This window comes from Micromonospora sp. MA102 (assembly GCF_025460765.1).
GTDB classification, from domain to species: Bacteria; Actinomycetota; Actinomycetes; order Mycobacteriales; family Micromonosporaceae; genus Micromonospora; species Micromonospora halotolerans.
In genome coordinates this window covers 283453-300253 of the sequence record NZ_JAMWEG010000008.1, presented here as the reverse complement: position 1 = coordinate 300253, position 16801 = coordinate 283453, and the positions used below count along the sequence as shown (strand labels likewise).

General features: G+C 74.7%; 16 protein-coding genes. 10 read left to right on the top strand and 6 right to left on the bottom strand.

Translation table 11 applies throughout. From position 1 onward, the window contains the following. Nucleotides 1–58: 58 nt before the first annotated feature. The 3 genes from hisN to aroA form a co-directional block, all read right to left on the bottom strand. A complete protein-coding gene (hisN, locus tag NFX44_RS18760) occupies nucleotides 59–877 on the bottom strand; it encodes a histidinol-phosphatase (RefSeq protein WP_262284845.1) in 819 nt (272 codons plus the stop codon). A gap of 59 nt (nucleotides 878–936) precedes the next feature. Then, nucleotides 937–1845 (bottom strand): ribosome small subunit-dependent GTPase A, encoded by a 909-nt coding sequence (gene rsgA, locus NFX44_RS18755; RefSeq protein ID WP_262284901.1) that lies wholly within the window; start codon nucleotides 1843–1845, stop codon nucleotides 937–939. A gap of 205 nt (nucleotides 1846–2050) precedes the next feature. Continuing rightward, a complete protein-coding gene (aroA, locus tag NFX44_RS18750) occupies nucleotides 2051–3352 on the bottom strand; it encodes a 3-phosphoshikimate 1-carboxyvinyltransferase (protein WP_262284844.1) in 1302 nt (433 codons plus the stop codon). A gap of 102 nt (nucleotides 3353–3454) precedes the next feature. Here aroA and NFX44_RS18745 point away from each other — a divergent pair, with 102 nt between their 5' ends. From NFX44_RS18745 to NFX44_RS18715, 7 genes are all read left to right on the top strand, one after another. After that, on the top strand, nucleotides 3455–4162 hold the full coding sequence (locus tag NFX44_RS18745; RefSeq protein WP_262284843.1) for an SOS response-associated peptidase: 708 nt from the start codon (nucleotides 3455–3457) through the stop codon (nucleotides 4160–4162). A gap of 209 nt (nucleotides 4163–4371) precedes the next feature. Continuing rightward, complete coding sequence (locus NFX44_RS18740) at nucleotides 4372–4764, top strand: WhiB family transcriptional regulator (protein WP_262284842.1); 393 nt, start codon at nucleotides 4372–4374, stop codon at nucleotides 4762–4764. Nucleotides 4765–4866: 102 nt separating this feature from the next. Next, complete coding sequence (locus NFX44_RS18735) at nucleotides 4867–5484, top strand: alpha/beta family hydrolase (RefSeq protein ID WP_262284841.1); 618 nt, start codon at nucleotides 4867–4869, stop codon at nucleotides 5482–5484. A 297-nt stretch (nucleotides 5485–5781) separates the two neighbouring features. After that, on the top strand, nucleotides 5782–6588 hold the full coding sequence (locus NFX44_RS18730) for a sigma-70 family RNA polymerase sigma factor (protein ID WP_315974606.1): 807 nt from the start codon (nucleotides 5782–5784) through the stop codon (nucleotides 6586–6588). Between the two features lie 2 nt (nucleotides 6589–6590). Further along, nucleotides 6591–6878: a mycothiol system anti-sigma-R factor gene (gene rsrA / locus NFX44_RS18725; protein ID WP_154228517.1), complete on the top strand. Its 288-nt coding sequence runs from the start codon at nucleotides 6591–6593 to the stop codon at nucleotides 6876–6878. Between the two features lie 406 nt (nucleotides 6879–7284). Then, nucleotides 7285–7500 carry a biotin/lipoyl-binding carrier protein gene (locus tag NFX44_RS18720; RefSeq protein WP_262284900.1) on the top strand — a complete coding sequence of 72 codons (216 nt, stop codon included), beginning with the start codon at nucleotides 7285–7287 and terminating at the stop codon, nucleotides 7498–7500. Then, nucleotides 7497–8009 (top strand): GNAT family N-acetyltransferase, encoded by a 513-nt coding sequence (locus tag NFX44_RS18715; protein WP_262284839.1) that lies wholly within the window; start codon nucleotides 7497–7499, stop codon nucleotides 8007–8009. Before NFX44_RS18720 ends, NFX44_RS18715 begins: the two co-directional genes overlap by 4 nt. Nucleotides 8010–8025: 16 nt before the next feature. Here NFX44_RS18715 and NFX44_RS18710 read toward each other — a convergent pair whose 3' ends face one another. Continuing rightward, a complete protein-coding gene (locus tag NFX44_RS18710; RefSeq protein WP_262284838.1) occupies nucleotides 8026–8595 on the bottom strand; it encodes a TetR/AcrR family transcriptional regulator in 570 nt (189 codons plus the stop codon). 115 nt (nucleotides 8596–8710) lie between these two features. Here NFX44_RS18710 and NFX44_RS18705 point away from each other — a divergent pair, with 115 nt between their 5' ends. Further along, a complete protein-coding gene (locus tag NFX44_RS18705; protein WP_262284837.1) occupies nucleotides 8711–10303 on the top strand; it encodes an MDR family MFS transporter in 1593 nt (530 codons plus the stop codon). A 95-nt stretch (nucleotides 10304–10398) separates the two neighbouring features. Here the strand turns inward: NFX44_RS18705 and NFX44_RS18700 are convergent, their stop codons facing one another. Further along, nucleotides 10399–12219, bottom strand: a complete 1821-nt coding sequence (locus NFX44_RS18700) for a tetratricopeptide repeat protein (RefSeq protein ID WP_262284836.1) — start codon at nucleotides 12217–12219, stop codon at nucleotides 10399–10401. 184 nt (nucleotides 12220–12403) lie between these two features. Here NFX44_RS18700 and NFX44_RS18695 point away from each other — a divergent pair, with 184 nt between their 5' ends. Then, complete coding sequence (locus tag NFX44_RS18695) at nucleotides 12404–13435, top strand: SIS domain-containing protein (protein WP_262284899.1); 1032 nt, start codon at nucleotides 12404–12406, stop codon at nucleotides 13433–13435. 25 nt (nucleotides 13436–13460) lie between these two features. Continuing rightward, nucleotides 13461–15008 carry a PAS domain-containing sensor histidine kinase gene (locus NFX44_RS18690; protein ID WP_262284835.1) on the top strand — a complete coding sequence of 516 codons (1548 nt, stop codon included), beginning with the start codon at nucleotides 13461–13463 and terminating at the stop codon, nucleotides 15006–15008. A 31-nt stretch (nucleotides 15009–15039) separates the two neighbouring features. Here the strand turns inward: NFX44_RS18690 and NFX44_RS18685 are convergent, their stop codons facing one another. Next, nucleotides 15040–16605 carry a glycosyltransferase family 39 protein gene (locus NFX44_RS18685; RefSeq protein ID WP_262284834.1) on the bottom strand — a complete coding sequence of 522 codons (1566 nt, stop codon included), beginning with the start codon at nucleotides 16603–16605 and terminating at the stop codon, nucleotides 15040–15042. Nucleotides 16606–16801 lie beyond the last annotated feature (196 nt).

Sequence of the window (16801 nt, the reverse complement as noted above, 5' to 3'; positions counted from 1 at the left end):
CCGCCAGGAAGCACCAACCGGAGGACACCACCTGGCGAGGATAGAGGTTGCCGGCGGGTCAGCGCTCGGCCGGCCGGCCGAGCCGGGCCAGGATGTCGTCGTGCAGCGCGCCGTTGCTGGCTACGGCGCTGTGCTCGCCGGAGCCGTCCCCGGCCGGGGACGGTCGCCCGGCCAAATCGGTGACCGTGCCACCCGCCTCGGTGACGATCGGGACCAGCGCCGCGATGTCCCAGAGCGACAGTTCCGGCTCCACCATCACGTCCAGCGCCCCCTCGGCCAGGAGCATGTAGCCGTAGAAGTCGCCGTAGGCCCGGCTGCGCCAGGCGTCCCGCATGATCTGGAGGACCGCGTCCAGCCGGCCGGCCTCCTCCCACCCGGTCAGCGAGGAGTAGCAGAAGCTGGCGTCGGCCAGGGTGGTCACCCCGGAGACCCGGATCGGCGCGCCGGAGGCCGCGTCGGGGCCGGCGAAGGCGCCCGCCCCGCGGGCCGCCCACCAGCGCCGGTGCAGCGCCGGGGCGGACACCAGGCCGAGCACCGGCCGGTCACCCTCCAGCAGCGCGATCAGGGTGGCCCACACGGGTACGCCCCGGACGAAGTTCTTGGTGCCGTCGATCGGGTCGACGACCCAGCGCCGCCCGTCGGGGCCGGTGGCGGGCTGCTCGCCGTACTCCTCGCCGAGCAGGCCGTCGCCGGGACGGTGGGCGGCCAGCAGGGCGCGGATCTCCCGCTCCACGGCCGTGTCCGCGTCGGACACCGGGGTCAGGTCGGGCTTCGACTCGACCCGCAGGTCGAGGGCGCGGAACCGGGCCGTGGCGACCGCGTCGGCGGCGTCGGCGAGCCGGTGGGCGAGGGCGAGGTCGTCGGCGTACCCGGTCATGCGGACACGCTAGCGACGCCCGTGCCGCCGTGACGCGCGGGGAGCCCGGGTCCCGCCGCTCAGGAACCGGCGAGCGGGTCGCCGGGGTTCCGCTCCGGTTCGCGCGCGTCACCCTCGCCGCTGCGGGAGGCCAGCAACCGGCGGTACGAGGCCAGCCGGCGCGGGTCCGCCTTGCCGGCGGCCACCCAGGCGTCCAGCGCGCAGTCCGCCTCCTCGGCGGTGTGCTGGCAGTTGGCCGGGCAGTCGACAGTCGCCTCCACCAGGTCCGGGAAGCCGTGCAGCAGGCTCTCCGCGGACACGTGCGCCAGCCCGAAGCTGCGCACGCCCGGGGTGTCGATGATCCAGCCCGGCGCCGACTGCGCCGAGCCGGGGTCGCCCTGCGGGTGCGGGGGCAGCCCGAGCGCCACGGCGCTGGTCGAGGTGTGCCGGCCCCGGCCGATCGCGCTGACCGTGCCGACCGCCCGGTCAGCCTCCGGCACGAGGCGGTTGACAAGCGTCGACTTGCCCACCCCGGAGTGCCCGACCATGACGGACACCCGCCCGGCGAGCAGCGCGCGCAGCGCGGCCAGGTCGGAGTCCGGCCGGATCAGCACGTACGGCAGTTCCAGCTCGGTGTAGTAGCCGAGCACCGCCTCCGGGCCGGCCAGGTCGGCCTTGGTGAGGCAGAGCAGCGGCTCGATGTCGGCGTCGTACGCGGCCACCAGGCAGCGGTCGATGAACCCGGTGCGCGGCGGCGGGTCGGCCAGTGCGCTGACGATCACGAGCTGGTCGGCGTTGGCCACGACCACCCGTTCCAGCCGTCCTTCGGCGGTGGTGGCGTCGTCCTCCGCCGTCCGCCGCAGCACCGAGCGGCGCTCGGCGATCCGGACGATCCGGGCCAGCGCCCCGGGAGCGCCCGAGGTGTCGCCGACCAGGCCCACCCGGTCGCCCACCACCACCGACTTGCGGCCCAGCTCGCGCGCCCGCATGGCGGTCACGGTCGGGGAGTCCGGCTCGGCGTCGAGGAACACGCAGGTGTAGCGCCCCCGGTCGACGGCGATCACGAACCCGTCCACGGCGTCCTCGTGACGGGGACGGGTGCGCGTGCGCGGGCGCGACGACCTGCCGGGTCGGACCCGGACGTCGTCCTCGTCGTACTCCCGCCGCTTCGTCGCCAGGACGTCCCCCCCGTCGTCAGCTCTTACCCGTCACCATCCCCGACCATAGCGCCGGGAACTCCGGCATGGTCTTCGAGGTGCACGACACGTCGTCGACCTCGATGCCGGGGACCGCCAGCCCGGCCACCGCCGCGGCGTGCGCCATCCGGTGGTCGTCGTACGTCCGGAAGGTCCCGCCGCGCAGCGGGCGGGGCCGGATCTCCAGCCCGTCGGTGGTCTCGGTGAGGTCCGCGCCCAGCGCGGCGAACTCCTTGGCCAGGGCGGCGACCCGGTCGGTCTCGTGCCCCCGGATGTGGCCCACGCCGGTCAGCCGGGACGGGGAGTCGGCCAGCATGGCCAGCGCGGTCAGCACCGGGGTCAGCTCGCCGACGTCGGAGAGGTCGGCGTCCAGCCCGCGGACCGTGCCGGTGCCCCGCACGGTCAGCCCGTCGGTGCCCAGGATCACCTCGCCGCCCATCCGGTGCAGCAGCCCGCGCAGCTGCTCGACCGGCTGGAGGCTGCTGCGCGGCCAGCCCTGGAGGGTCACCTCGCCGCCGGTGACCAGGGCGGCGGCGAAGAACGGCGCCGCTCCGGACAGGTCGGGCTCGATCTCCCAGCCGCGCCCGGTCAGCGGGCCGGGCTCGACCGCCCAGACGTCGGGCGTGGTGTCGTCGACCGCTGCCCCGGCGGCGCGCAGCATCTGCACGGTCATCCGCAGGTGCGGAGCGGACGGCACCGGGGGCCCCTCGTGCCGGACCACCACGCCTCGGTCGAAGCGCGGCCCGGCCAGCAGCAGCCCGGAGACGAGCTGGCTGGAGGCGGAGGCGTCGATGACCACCTCGCCGCCGGTGACCCGGCCGGCGCCGAGGACGACCAGTGGCAGGCTGCCGACCGGCGGGGCGTCGATGCGGACGCCGAGGGAGCGCAGCGCGCCGATCAGCGGGCCGAGCGGGCGGGTCCGGGCGTGCGGGTCGCCGTCGAAGGTGACCCGGCCCTCGGCCAGGCCGGCCACCGCCGGCAGGAACCGCATCACCGTGCCGGCCAGGCCGACGTCGACGTGCGCCGGGCCGACCAGCGGGTGCGGCCGGACCAGCCAGCGGTCGTCGTCGGACACGGACATGTGCGCGCCCAGCTCGCGCAGGCCGCCGGCCATCAGCTCGGTGTCCCGGGCGCGCAGCGGCCGGTCGAGCGTCGACGGGCCGCTGGCCAGCGCGCCGAGCACCAGGGCCCGGGCGGTCATCGACTTGGAGCCGGGCAGGCGCAGCGTCGCGGCGACCGGGTCGCTCGCGGTCGGCGCGGTCCACGGCTGCGGCGGCCGGGTCGCGGTCAGATTCCCCACGCTCACATTCTGCCAACTCCGCGGGCCGGTGGAACCGCCCGTCGCTCCTGCTCCCGGTTGGCGGGACAGCCGGAACGCCGCCGGCGGGTTAGCGTTGGCGCCATGTGCGGGAGGTACGCGACGACCCGGAGCGCGGGCGACCTGAGCGCGCTGTTCGAGTCGTCCGACGAGACCGGCGGGGTCGGCCCGGACTTCAACGTCGCCCCGACCGATCCCGTGCCGCTCGTCCGGCTGGCTCCGGAGGGGCACCGGCTGCTCTCCGTCGGCCGCTGGGGGCTGGTGCCACACTGGTCCCGCACCGCCGCCGGCGCCGCCCGCATGATCAACGCGCGGGTGGAGACCATCGCCACCAGCCGGGCGTACGCCCCGTCGTTCGCCCGCCGCCGCTGCCTGGTCCCGGCCGACGGCTGGTACGAGTGGGTCCGGCAGGCCGACGGCCGGCGGCAGCCCTACTTCATGACCCCGCGCGACGGCTCGGTGCTGGCCTTCGCGGGCATCTGGTCGGTCTGGGAGCCGGCCGGCGAGGCGCGGCTCACGTTCAGCGTGCTGACCACCGCGGCGGTCGGCGAGCTGGCCGAGGTGCACGACCGGATGCCGCTGCTGCTGCCCCGGGAGCGCTGGGCGGCCTGGCTGGGCGCCGCCGCCGAGCCCGCCGAGCTGCTCGCGCCGCCCGCCCCGGCCTGGCTGGCGGGGCTGGAGATCCGCCCGGTCTCGCCGGCGGTCGGCGACGTCCGCAACGACGGCCCGGAGCTGACCGCCCGGGTCCCCCTGGCGCGTGCGGAGGCCGAGACGGAAATGACCCTGTTCTGATCACGCTCAGCACATTGTCGTGTGCTGATTTGCCGGGGTTGCGCCTGAAACGTCGCCCGGCCGTTTAGCCATGTTTACCGAAGGCTCTTGTCCCCGCCTGCGCAAGTGCGATAGAACACAGCGCCGGTGTTGGGGTCTGTTCGCACGGGGCGGATGACACCCATCGATCTTCCATGATCTTTGCCGGTCCCACGGGGGAGGTGGGTGTATTGACACGGGCACGCATGCCCCGCCCGCACGAGGTGGCCGCCGCGCGGCGAGATCCGCGACTGCTGCGGGCCCTGCGCGAGCGGCGCCACGACGAGGCGTGGCGGACCAGAGGAACCTGCCAGAGCGTGGATCCGGAGACGTTCTTTCCGGCGCCCAACGAACCGGCCGACGCGGCCGTGGCGCTCTGCCGCAGTTGCGACGTCCAGGGGTCCTGCCTCGCCTGGGCCCTGGAGGTGGGTGACTGCCACGGCGTCTGGGGCGGCACCACACCCCGCGAGCGGCGGGCCATGCTGGTCGCCTGGCGCAGCGAGGTGCAGCCGGATCCGGACGTCCTCGACGAGGCCGGCCCACCGGTCCGCGACCGCCTGCTCACGCTGGTGCCGTCGAGCTGATGCCGTTCGGCCGCCGCCCGCGTCTCCCCGCCGGGAGACGCGGGCGACGCTGTTTCCGCACCGGACGACAGCCGCGCGCCGGGCCGGCCGCAGAATGGGCCCGTGCGGCACAGTGACGAGATCGGGACACCCCGCGGACCGGCCCGGGTCCACATCGATCCGCCGGTGGCCGGCGGCGCCACCGTGCTGGTGCTCGGTCACGGGGCCGGTGGCGACGTGGACGCCCCGGACCTGGTGGCGGTCCGGGACGCGCTGGTCGACGCCGGCGCGGGTGTGGTCCGGGTGACCCAGCCGTACCGGGTCGCCGGCCGGCGCGCCCCCGCCCCGGCCGGACACCTCGACGAGGCGTGGACGGCCGTACTGGCCGAACTCAGAACCCGCCACCCCGAGGCGGCCCGCTGGGTGGTCGGCGGCCGGTCCAGCGGCGCCCGGGTCGCCTGCCGCACCGCCCACGCGGTCGGCGCGGCCGGCATCGTCGCGCTGGCGTTCCCGCTGCACCCGCCGGGGCGGCCGGAACGCTCGCGGGCCGAGGAACTGCGCACCGGCCTGCCCACGCTGGTGGTCAACGGCGACCGGGACCCGTTCGGGGTGCCCGAGCCCGGGGCCGGCGTCGAGGTGGTGACCCGTCCGGGCGAGCGGCACGACCTCCGCGGCGACCCGGCGGCCACGGCGGGAGTCGTCCGCGACTGGCTCCGCGCCCGGGGCTGGCTTCCCGCCTGACCGTCCCCGCGACGTCGCCGGCGGCTCGGCCCGGAAGGCCCGGGGCGCCGAGCGGTGGAGGGGCGACACGCGGCGGCGGAGGGGTCGGCGTGACCGTCGGTGGCGGCGGGTCGTTGCTACGGGTGGTGTCGGGCGCCCGGTTCGGGCGTCCGGGGCCACCCTCCCAGGCCCTTCCTGGTCCCAGCGTCGGTCGCGGCCGAGGCGGGGACCAGGAACGGGTGGGGCGGCGTGGAATGTCCGGCCCGGCGGCGAGCGTTACTACCCCCGGATGCGTTTTCCAGCCGAGGGGGGTGACCGGTGCCGACCGAGACACGGAGCCGGGAGCGGGACGAACAGGACGCGCGGCAGCTCAAGCGGCTGCTGGACGCGCCGGACTGGCCCGCGACGGCGTCGGCCGTGAGCACCAGCACAGAGTCCGGAAGTGAATCTGCCGACAGGTGGGTACGCGTATCCTCGGCGGGACAGCATCCGACGCGAGGGGACGTGCGGTTGACGACCGAGAAGACGGACGAGCGCAGGGCCCGCTTCGAGCGGGACGCGATGCCCTTCGTCGACCAGCTCTACGCTGCCGGGCTGCGGATGACCCGCAACCCGGCGGATGCCGAGGACCTGGTCCAGGAGACGTACCTGAAGGCGTACGCCGCCTTCCACCAGTTCGAGCAGGGCACGAACCTGAAGGCCTGGTTGTACCGGATCCTGACCAACACCTACATCAACTCCTACCGGAAGCGGCAGCGCCAGCCCATCCAGGCGCCCACGGACGAGATCACCGACTGGCAGCTCGCCGAGGCGGAGTCGCACACGTCCAGCGGGTTGCGCTCGGCGGAGACCGAGGCGCTGGACCGGCTGCCGGACAGCGACGTCAAGGAAGCCCTCCAGCAGCTGCCGGAGGAGTTCCGCATGGCGGTCTACCTCACCGACGTCGAGGGCTTCTCCTACAAGGAGGTCGCCGACGTCATGGGCACGCCGATCGGCACCGTGATGTCGCGGCTGCACCGCGGCCGTCGTAATCTGCGCAAGCTGCTCGAGCAGTACGCGGCGGAGCGGGGCTTCACCTCCGCGCCGTCGAAGGGCTCGACCGCCGCCGCCAGCCGGGAGGTGTGACCGTGAGCTGTGGGAAGCCGCACGAGACGGACTGCCGCGAGGTGCTCGCCGAGGTCTACCTCTACCTGGACCTGGAGTGCGGTGAGGAGCGCCGCGTCCTCATCCGGGAGCACCTGGAGGAGTGCGGGCCCTGCCTGCACGAGTACGGCATCGAGCAGGAGGTGAAGGCGCTGGTCGCCCGCTGCTGCGGCAACGAGACCGCGCCGGAGCAGTTGCGCGAGCGGCTGCGGGTCCGCCTGTCCGAGCTGGTGGTCTTCGAGACCACCGAGTCCCGCGAGCTGGCCGACTGACGGCAGCGGCAACGAGCTGAAATCACCGGTGGCCCGGGTCCGTCTGGACCCGGGCCACCCGTGTGTCCGGCCCGGGGGCCGGCACCGACTCCGATCCGGGATCAGGAGTTGGGGCGCTTGCCGTGGTTGGCGCCGCTCTTCTTACGGGCCTTCTTCTTACGGGCCTTCTTCGCCATGCTCTGCCTCCTTTGTGCTGGTCACGGTCCGGCCGCGGGCGAGCGCGGCGGAGGTCGCGTGCCGGTTCCCGGGCGCCGGGAGCCGACCGCGCTGATGCTAGTGCCGACGCGGGTCGCGGGGGACCGGCGGGGGCGGAACCGGCGTGCCGGGCGCGCTGTGCCGGAGCGTGAGCGGGCTCATGATTGGATACCGTTCGCAGCAGACAGCGGTGGAGAGGGAGGGCCCGGAGATGGCCGAGGAGATCCGCGCCGAGATGGTGGCGAACGTCTGGAAGGTCGTGGCGTCGGCCGGGGACACCGTGTCCGAGGGGGACACGCTGGTGATCCTGGAGTCGATGAAGATGGAGATCCCCGTTGTCGCCGAGTCCGACGGCGTGGTGCAGCGGATCGCGGTCAACGAGGGCGACGTCGTGCAGGACGGTGACCTGATCGCGGTGATCGGTTGAGCGGGCTGCGCGTCCGACGAGCGGAGCCGGCCGACTTCCCGGCGGTGGCCCGCCTGACGGTCGCCGCGTACGAGGCCGACGGGCAGCTCAAGGGCGAGACGGGCTACGCGCCGGTGCTGGCCGACGTGGCCACCCGGGCGGAGACCGGTGAGGTGCTGGTAGCTGTCGACGAGGTGACCGGTGAGGTGGTGGGCGCCGTGACGTTCGTGCTGCCCGGCACCCCGTTCGCCGAGCTCGCCGGCCCGGGTGAGGCCGAGTTCCGGATGCTGGCGGTCGACCCCGCCGCGCAGGGCCGGGGCGCCGGCGCGGTCCTGGTCGGGGCGTGCGTGGCGCGTGCCACCGAGCTGGGCTGCTCGGCGGTGGTGATCTGCGTACGCAGCGGGATGGCCGCCGTGGCGCGGCGGCTCTACGGGCGGCTGGGCTTCGTGCGGGCGCCGGAGAAGGACTGGGCCCCGCTGCCCGGTGTGGAGCTGCTCGGCCTGCGCCTGGACCTGACCCGCCCGGCCTGACCCGGACCCGCCCCGCTCAGGAGGCGTCGGCGATCTTCGCGAGCAGCTCGTCGGCGACCTCGAGGGCGATCTTCTTGCGCTCGTCGTCGCTGATGCCGGGGGTGCGGACCGCGAACCAGCTGCTGTGCACGGCGAACAGGGTCAGCGTGGCGCGCAGCTGGGCGGCCGGGGAGTCGTCGCCCCGGCTCAGCTCGTGCGCCAGCCGCATCATCCGGTCGCGCATCTGCTGCCCGGCGGTGAGGCTCTTGAGCACCGTCTGGTTCTGCTCGAAGAACCGCATGACCCGGGGCAGTTCCCCGGCGAACATCGCGTCGGCGTACCGGCTCAGCAGCGCGCGCCGGGTCGCCAGGGTGGCCGGCTGGGTGACGGCCCACTCGATCAGCTCGTCCATCCGGCGCAGCCGGTCGTCGACGAAGCTGCTGACGATCTCGTCCTTGCTCTTGAAGTGGTAGTAGAGGGCGGCCTTGGTCACGCCGAGTCGTTCGGCGATCTCCCGGAGCGAGGTCTTCTCGTAGCCCTGCTCGGTGAAGAGCTCCAGCGCGACGGCCTGAATGCGTTGCCGCGTGCCGCCTGTGCTCTCCCTCACCCGTACATCACCCAATTCGCTTGACGGTTCCTACTGACCAACTTACCGTCCGGCTAGTAAGGTAACTAGCCGGACGGCAAGTAAGTAGGTCACAGATCTTCGGGGGAGCTTACCCATGAGTCAACCAGCCCAGGTGGCGACCAGACCCAATGTCCGGGTCGTCCTCTTCGGCCTGATGATCGCGATGATGCTCGCGATGCTCGACAACATGATCGTCAGCACCGCGCTGCCGCGGATCGTCTTCGAGTTCGGCGGGGCGGACCACTTCACCTGGGTGGTCACCGCGTACGTGCTGGGCACCACGGTCTCCACCCCGATCTGGGGCAAGCTCGGTGACCTCTACGGCCGCAAGGCGGTCTTCCTGACCTCGGTGGTCGTCTTCCTGGTCGGCTCCGCGCTCTGCGGCATGTCCGGCTCCAGCATGTTCGGCGGCAACGACACCGGCATGATCGAGCTGATCGCCTTCCGGGCCGTCCAGGGTCTCGGCGCCGGCGGCCTGATGGTCGGTGTCATGGCGATCATCGGTGACCTGGTGCCGCCCCGCGAGCGGGGTCGCTACCAGGGCATGATCGCCGGCATCATGGCCATCGCCATGGTGGCCGGCCCGCTGGTCGGCGGCTTCATCACCGACCACCTCTCCTGGCGCTGGGCGTTCTACGTCAACCTGCCGCTCGGCGGCGTGGCCCTGCTGCTGCTGGCTACCACCATGCACCTGCCGAAGTACCGCACCGAGCACAAGATCGACTGGCTGGGCGCCGCGCTGCTCTCCGTCGGCATCACCGCGATCGTGCTCGTCACCACGTGGGGCGGCAACCAGTACGACTGGGCGTCCCCGCAGATCCTCGGCCTCGCCGCGCTCGCGCTGGTCACCCTGGTGGCCTTCGGCCTGGTCGAGCGGCGCGCCCCGGAGCCGATCCTGCCGCTGAGCCTGTTCAGCAACCGGAACTTCGCCCTCATCTCGATCATCGGCTTCCTGCTCGGCTTCGCCATGTTCGGCGCGATGAACTTCCTGCCGCTCTACCAGCAGACCGTGCAGGGCGCTTCGGCCACCAACAGCGGCCTGCTGCTGCTTCCGCTGATGTTCGGCATGCTGGTGGTCTCGCTGGTCGTCGGCCGGGCCATCACGAAGACCGGGCGCTACCGCGCCTTCCCGATCATCGGCGGCGTGGTGATGACCGCCGGCATGGGCCTGCTGACCCAGCTCGACCTGGGCACCAGCAAGACCGTCTCCTCGCTCTACATGGTCGTGCTCGGCGTCGGCATGGGCTTCCTCATGCAGACCTCGATGCTGATCGCGCAGAACAGCGTGGAGCAGAAGGACCTGGGCGCGGCGAGCGGCGCGGCCACCTTCTTCCGGTCGATCGGCGGCTCGTTCGGCGTCTCGCTGTTCGGCGCGATCTTCGCCAACCGGCTCGCGGACTCCGCCGCCGGTCCGGCCTTCGCCGGCGGGGGCGGCGGCGAGGGCGGCGCCATGAACCTGGAGAAGCTCAAGGAGCTGTCCGGGCCGGTGCGGGAGGTCGTGCTCGGCGCGCTCTCCGACGCCATCTCGCACGTCTTCTTCTGGGCGGTCTTCTTCACCGTGGCGGTCCCGGTGCTCGCCTGGTTCATCAAGGAGGTCCCGCTGCGCTCGGCGAACGAGGCCCCGCCCGCCGACACCACCCCGGAGGACCAGGCCGAGGCCGCCCTCGGCAGGTCTCCCGTCGCCTGACCCGTCCGCCGCGGCCACGCCCGACCCGTCCCCGGGTCCGGCGTGGCCGCGTCGTTTCCGGGCTGCGCCCGAGGCCCGGCCGAGGTGGTGGCGGGTCAGGGATGCCGGCGGAAGAGTCCGGCGAGGCGGCGCCAGAGGCGGCGCAGGGCGCCGGGCGAAGCGGCCGGAACCGGGCCGGTGGCCAGGGTGTCGGCCAGGGCGCGGGTGGGCGGGTCCAGGTCCGGGGTGGCCAACGCCAGGTGGGCCAGCGACACCGCGATCGGCACCCGGCGCTCGCGGGCCACGGCCGCCACGTCGGCGAGCCGCTCGGCCACCACCCGGGCCACGTCGGGGCGGACCGCGGGATCCACCCAGGCGGCGGTGACCAGGGCGAACATCGCCGCCTCGGTGATCCAGTCCTCCACGCCCCAGAGCAGTTCCAGCAGCACCCGGCGCCGGGTGGACTCCGCCCACGGCTCGTCGGTGCGGTGGTGCAGCAGGCCGAGGCAGGCCCACACCTGCACGCAGCGCACCCAGAGCGACGGGTCCTGGCCGGCGAGCACCCGTCCGAGGGCGGTGGCCGGCGCGGCCGGTGGGTGCACCAGCACGCCCAGCAGGTCGGTGAGGTCCAGGGTGGCCAGTCCCACCGCGGCGTCGTACGCGGCCGGCGGGTGCGGCCAGGCCGGGTGGGCGAGCTGCCGGATCCGTTCCGCCGCCTCGGCCGACGGGGTGGGCAGGGTGGGCGCGGCCACGGTGCCGTCGTACCGCCAGAGCTGGCAGGTGGTGGCCCGCCGGGGTTCGCGCGGGTCCGGGTCGGCTACCGCGGTCACCTCGACGGCCAGCCCCGGCGCCGCCTCGGCCGCGGTCCGCATGGCGCTCGGCGGTTCCAGCCCGTCCAGGCGTACGGCCACCGGGGCGTCGGCGGCGAGCGCCTGGCGCAGCGCGTCCAGCACCGGGCCGCCGGCCGGGGTCACCTGGCCCAGCCAGGGGCGGCCCCGGCAGCACTCGGCCAGGTCGCCGTGCTCGTGGGTGTCGTCGGGGTGGTCCCGCACGAAGTCGGCGAGGGCCACCAGGTGGGCCACGTCCCCGTCGCGCTGGAAGCGCAGCCGGTGGGCGGTGTGCACGGCGCAGTCGAAGGTCGGGTCCTTGGCCAGGGCCCGGTCGATCCAGCCCAGCGCCTCGTCGAGCCGGCCGTGGTCGGCCAGCGTTCCGGCGATGTCGGCGTAGACCGCCAGGTCGTCGGGGTCGAGGGCGACGGCCCGCTGCAGCGCGGCGAGCGCGTCCCGGGTCCGGCCGGCGCTGCGGTACGCGTACCCGAGCCACACCTCGCCGAGTTTGGTGGGCTGTGCGCGTACCCCCCGGGAGGCCCAGGTGACGGCGAGGGCGACCTCGCCGAGGCGCCGGGCCAGCGCGGACGCCGCGCCCAGCAGCAGCGGGTGGGCCGGGTGCACGGCGACCGCGTTGCGGGCCAGGGTGAGGTACGGGCGCAGCGGGTCGCGAAGCCGGCGGGGGACCGGGTCGGGCGCGGCCGCGCAGACCTGCATGAGGATCTTGGCGGTGCGCTCGGGGTCGAGCCGTTCGGGCAGGTCGGGCGCGGTCACCCAGGGCACGGCGGCCCACTCGGCGGCGGGGGCGTAACCGGTGGCCGCCGCCAGCAGGTCGAGCCCCTCGGCGGGCCGGCCGGCGGCGGCGAGCAGGTGGGCGCGGGCCACCACCGCGCCGACGAAGGCGTGGTGGCCGAGCGGGAAGAGGTCCAGGTCGCCGTCGCTGGCCGCGGCGAGCCGGGCGAGCGTCTCGTGCACCTCGGGCAGCGTGGGCGCCCGGACGAGGGCGGTGGCCACGTGTTCGGCGGCGTGCCGGAGGTCTCCCTCGGCCAGCGCCAGCCGGGCCAGTGCGAGTTCCTCCTCCGCCGAGAGCACGGGGTCGTCCTCGGGCACGTCGTCCTCTCGGGTGGTCGGTCCGCCAGCCGGGCAAGCCTAGGGGATCATGCGGCCGGATGGTGATCCACTGCGCACTCCTGCTCGTTCGATTGCTCACCGTCTCCGAAAGGTGCAAGACTGAGCACCGAACGCGCGGCAATCGCGCAGGAGGGGGTCTTTCGTGACGCGTCCAGGGGCCGGGATGGCCGCCGACATCGACGAGCAGCCGGCCGGTTACGACCGCCTGCTCTCCGCCGAGCACGCCGGGGCGATCGCCCGGGTCGCGGCGGTGATCGCCGAGCGCCGGCCCCGCCACGTGGTCTTCACCGCCCGGGGCACCTCCGACCACGCGGCGCTCTACGCGGCCTACCTCACCGAGATCCGGCTCGGCCTGCCCGCCGGGCTCGCCTCGCCCAGCACCGTCACCGTCTTCGGCGCCCGGCCCGACCTCTCCGACGCCCTGGTGGTCGGTGTCAGCCAGAGCGGCGGCTCGCCCGACCTGGCCGAGGTGCTGCGGGTGGCCCGGGAAACCGGCGCGCTCACCCTGGCCGTGACCAACAACCCCGACTCCCGGCTGGTGGACACCGCCGAGCTGAGCGTGGACATCGCCGCCGGGCACGAGCGGGCCGTCGCCGCCACCAAGACCTACACGGCCGAGCTGCTCGCACTGCTCATGCTCGTCGAGGGCGTACGCGCCGGCGACGGCGTGCTTCCCGCCGAAGAGCGGGAGGCCCTGGCCCGCCTGCCCGAGCTGGCCGAGCGCACCCTGTCCGACGCCACCCCGGCCCAGCTCGCCCCGCGCTACCGGTTCGCCGGCCAGCTCGTCACCACCGGCCGGGGCTACGCGTACCCGACGGCCCGCGAGGCGGCGCTGAAGCTGATGGAGACCTCCTACCTGCCGGCGCTCGCCTTCTCCGGCGCCGACCTGCTGCACGGCCCGCTCGCCATGACCGACCCGGACGTGCCGGTGCTCGCCGTGGTCGGGTCGGGTCCCGGCGGTCGCTCGATGCGCGAGGTGCTGCCCCGGCTCGGCGAGCGCCGCGCCGACGTCGTGGTGGTCGGCTCCGCCGACGTCGAGGCGACCGCCCGGATGGCCGTGCCCGAGGTCGACGAGCGGTACGCCCCGCTGCTCGACATCCTGCCGCTCCAGCGGCTCGCCCTGGCCCTGGCCCTGGCCCGGGGCGAGGACCCGGACGCCCCGCGCGGGTTGAAGAAGGTCACGGCGACGATGTGAGCCCCGGCGTGGCACGCTGTTCAGCGTGTCCACCCTCCGTGACCTCGCCGAGGAGCACACGTCGCTCCGGCCGGCCGACATCGACCACCTGCACCGGATCGCGGGCGACTGGCAGCTCCTCTCCGACCTGTCCTTCGCCGACCTGCTGCTCTGGGTGCCGGTCGACGGCGACGGCACGTTCCTCTGCGTGGCCCAGGTCCGCCCGACGACCGCGCCGACCGCGTACCTGGACGACCAGGTCGGCCGGATCGTCGGCGGGCCCGAGGTGGCGCACCTGGAGGTCGCCCACCGGCAGGGCCGGATCTGGCGGGAGGGCGACCCGGTCTGGTACGGCGACGTGCCCGCGCGGCACGAGGCCATCCCGGTGCGACTGCGCACCGCCGACGGGGAGTCCGGCGAGGTCGTGGCGGTGGTGGGCCGGGACACCAACCTCTCCACCGCGCGTACGCCCAGCCAGCTCGAACTGAACTACCTGACCACCGCCGACGACCTGGCGCAGATGATCGCCGACGGCACCTTCCCGCCGCCCCGGCACCCGGGGGAGACCACCTCGGCGCCCCGGGTCGGCGACGGCCTGGTCCGGCTCGACGCCAACGGCAAGGTCACCTACGCGAGCCCCAACGCGCAGTCCGCGTACCGCCGGTTGGGCTATGCCTCCCACCTGGTGGGGGAGGACCTGGCCAAGCTGCACCGCCGGCTCGCCACCGACCCCCTGGAAGGCACCGACGTGGGCAACGCGGTGCTCGCCGCGCTGCGCGGCGAGGCACCGCCCCGGCGGGAGATCGACGCCCGGGGCGCCACCATGCTCACCCGGGCGCTGCCGCTCATGCCCGCGGGCGTGCCGATCGGCGCGCTGGTCCTGGTCCGCGACATCACCGAGGTACGCCGCCGCGACCGCGCCCTGATCACCAAGGACGCCACCATCCGGGAGATCCACCACCGGGTGAAGAACAACCTGCAGACCGTGGCCGCGCTGCTGCGCCTCCAGGCCCGCCGGGTGTCCATGCCGGAGGCCCGGGTCGCCCTGGAGGAGTCGGTACGCCGGGTCGCCTCCATCGCCCTGGTCCACGAGACGCTCTCGATGTCCAGCGACGAGGCGGTCGAGTTCGACGGCATCGTCGACCGGGTGGCCAGCGCGGCCACCGAGGTCGCGGCCACCGAGGTCAGCGTCGGCATGCGCCGCCGGGGCAGCTTCGGCGTGCTGCCCGCCGAGATCGCCACCTCGCTGGTGATGGTCCTCAACGAACTGCTGCTCAACGCCGTCGAGCACGGCTTCCCGCCGGCCGGCGAGGAGGGCGCGCCCGGCACCGAGGGCGCGCCGGAGCCGGTGGTGGTGGTCACCGCGCACCGGTTCCGAAAGCAGCTGCACGTCTCGGTCGCCGACAACGGCCGGGGCCTGCCCGCCCACTTCGACGCGGAGAAGGGCGGCAACCTCGGCCTCCAGATCGTGCGGGCCCTGATCACCGGCGAGCTGCGCGGCACCATCGAGCTGCGCAACGGCGCCGAGGGCGGCACCGAGGCCATGCTGGTCGTACCCCTGGCCCGCGGCACCGCCGACCGGCTCGCCGGCTGACCGCCGCCCTCGCCGCCGCGGCCGTCGCGGCTCACCGGCTGAGCAGGGCGACGGTCAGGCCGGGGCGGGGCCACACCTGGCGGACCGTGAACGCGTCGCGCAGCGCGTCGCCCTTGGCGCCGGGCACAGCCGCCAGCGGGTCGGCGCGCCGGCCGGTGACCACCAACCAGACCCGGTCCACGCCGGCCAGGCACTCCGCCGGGCGGTCGCACTCGGCCGCCCAGAGGTCCGCGCGCTGTCGCTGGTCGCGGACCACCAGCACGTCGCGTGGCCGGCGCGCCCCCAGGTGGTACGCCAGCCCCAGGTCGGGAAAGAGCCAGCTGTCCCGGGGCGAGTAAACGACTGCGTCGCCCGGCTGCTGCCGGTCGGCGACGACCCGCGCCACGCCCGCGTAGTCCACCGGGGCGGTCCGCGGCCACTCGTGTGTGCGCCGCAGCGCCGCCTGGTCGGGCAGCCCCAGCAGGCCGGCCAGGGTCACCACGGCCAGCGCCGGCGCCAGCCGTACGCCGGCGAGCGCCGCCCCGGCCAGCAGGCAGGCGAACGGCACCGTGAAGACGAGGTACCGGGTCACCCAGAGCGGCACCGCCGTGCCGGCGGCGAAGAGCAGCAGCACCGGCAGCACGACGGCGGCACCGGGCAGCAGCGCCCGCCGACCGAGCCGGGCCGCCCCCAGCGCGGCGAGACCGGCCAGCAGGCCGCCGACCACCCCGCTCTGCGCCAGCGCGCCGGGCAGCGCGGCCAGGTCGTCGACGCGGACCAGACGTACCCAGTCGAGTTGGCGGCCGCGCTGGCCCCCGGCCACCAGCACCAGCGGCGCGACCAGCAGCGCCGCCGGCAGCAGCGCCACCAGCCACCGCCAGAGCAGGCCGACGCCCCTGCCGCCGGCTCGCGGGGCGTCCTCGCGCGCACCGGTGTCCGGGGCTGCCTCGGGCATCCGGGGACACGGGGCCGGCTCGGACGGGTCGTGCGGCGGCTCCACGCCTGCCGCCGGCCGGCCCCCCACGGCCGCCAGCACCACGACGAGGGCGTGTGCGGTGAGCAGGGTGAGAGCGATCAGATGGAGCAGGCCGAGCACCGCGACGGCCGCCGCGTACCCGGCCCAGCGTCCCCGGGCCGGCCGGCGCAGCGCGCCGACGAGCAGCAGCGTGGCGAGCACGGCGAGCAGGGTGGCCGGCGCGTACGGGCGGGCCTCCTGGCCGTACCGGGAGGTGGCCGGCAGCACGGCGAGGAGCAGCCCGGCGAGCAGGCCGGCGCGGGCGCCGACCAGCCGGGCGCCGAGCCGGGCGGTGAGCGCGGCGGCCCCGGCCATGGCCAGTGCGGACGGCAGCCGCAACGCGGTCGGCGAGGTGCCGAACAGCGCCGTCCAGCCGTGCATGAACAGGTAGTACGGCCCGGTGGCGGCGTCGATCGTGCCGGCCAGCCGGACCAGGTCGGGGACCGGGCGGGTGGCCGCGCTCCAGGTCGCCAGCTCGTCCCGCCACGGCTGCGCGTGCCCGATCCCGGCGAGCGTGACTACCAGGGTGAGCAGGCCGGGGATCGCCCACACCGGCCAGTCCCGGCGGCCGTCGGGCGGCGTGGGCTCGGCGGGTGGGGTCACATTCCGCAGCGTCACACAACGGGACCGCCCGCCGGGCCGGTAAGCCGATCCGCGCGCTGCCCGTGATGTGGGATCACACACTCGGTCATTGGCCGGTCATCGACGGCTGTGGGAGCATGTGGGCTATGACCGCCGCTGTCATCCGCCGCTTCGTGGCCCGTCGCCACGTCGATTACGGCCGTGTCCGCAGCGCGAT

Bases quoted from the DNA above. Each gene is read 5' to 3' on its own strand.
- hisN (WP_262284845.1), bottom strand. From the start codon at position 877: ATGACCGGGTACGCCGACGACCTCGCCCTCGCCCACCGGCTCGCCGAC.
- NFX44_RS18695 (WP_262284899.1), top strand. From the start codon at position 12,404: ATGGCCGCCGACATCGACGAGCAGCCGGCCGGTTACGACCGCCTGCTC.
- NFX44_RS18720 (WP_262284900.1), top strand. From the start codon at position 7,285: ATGGCCGAGGAGATCCGCGCCGAGATGGTGGCGAACGTCTGGAAGGTC.
- NFX44_RS18705 (WP_262284837.1), top strand. From the start codon at position 8,711: ATGAGTCAACCAGCCCAGGTGGCGACCAGACCCAATGTCCGGGTCGTC.
- rsgA (WP_262284901.1), bottom strand. From the start codon at position 1,845: ATGCGGGCGCGCGAGCTGGGCCGCAAGTCGGTGGTGGTGGGCGACCGG.
- NFX44_RS18745 (WP_262284843.1), top strand. From the start codon at position 3,455: ATGTGCGGGAGGTACGCGACGACCCGGAGCGCGGGCGACCTGAGCGCG.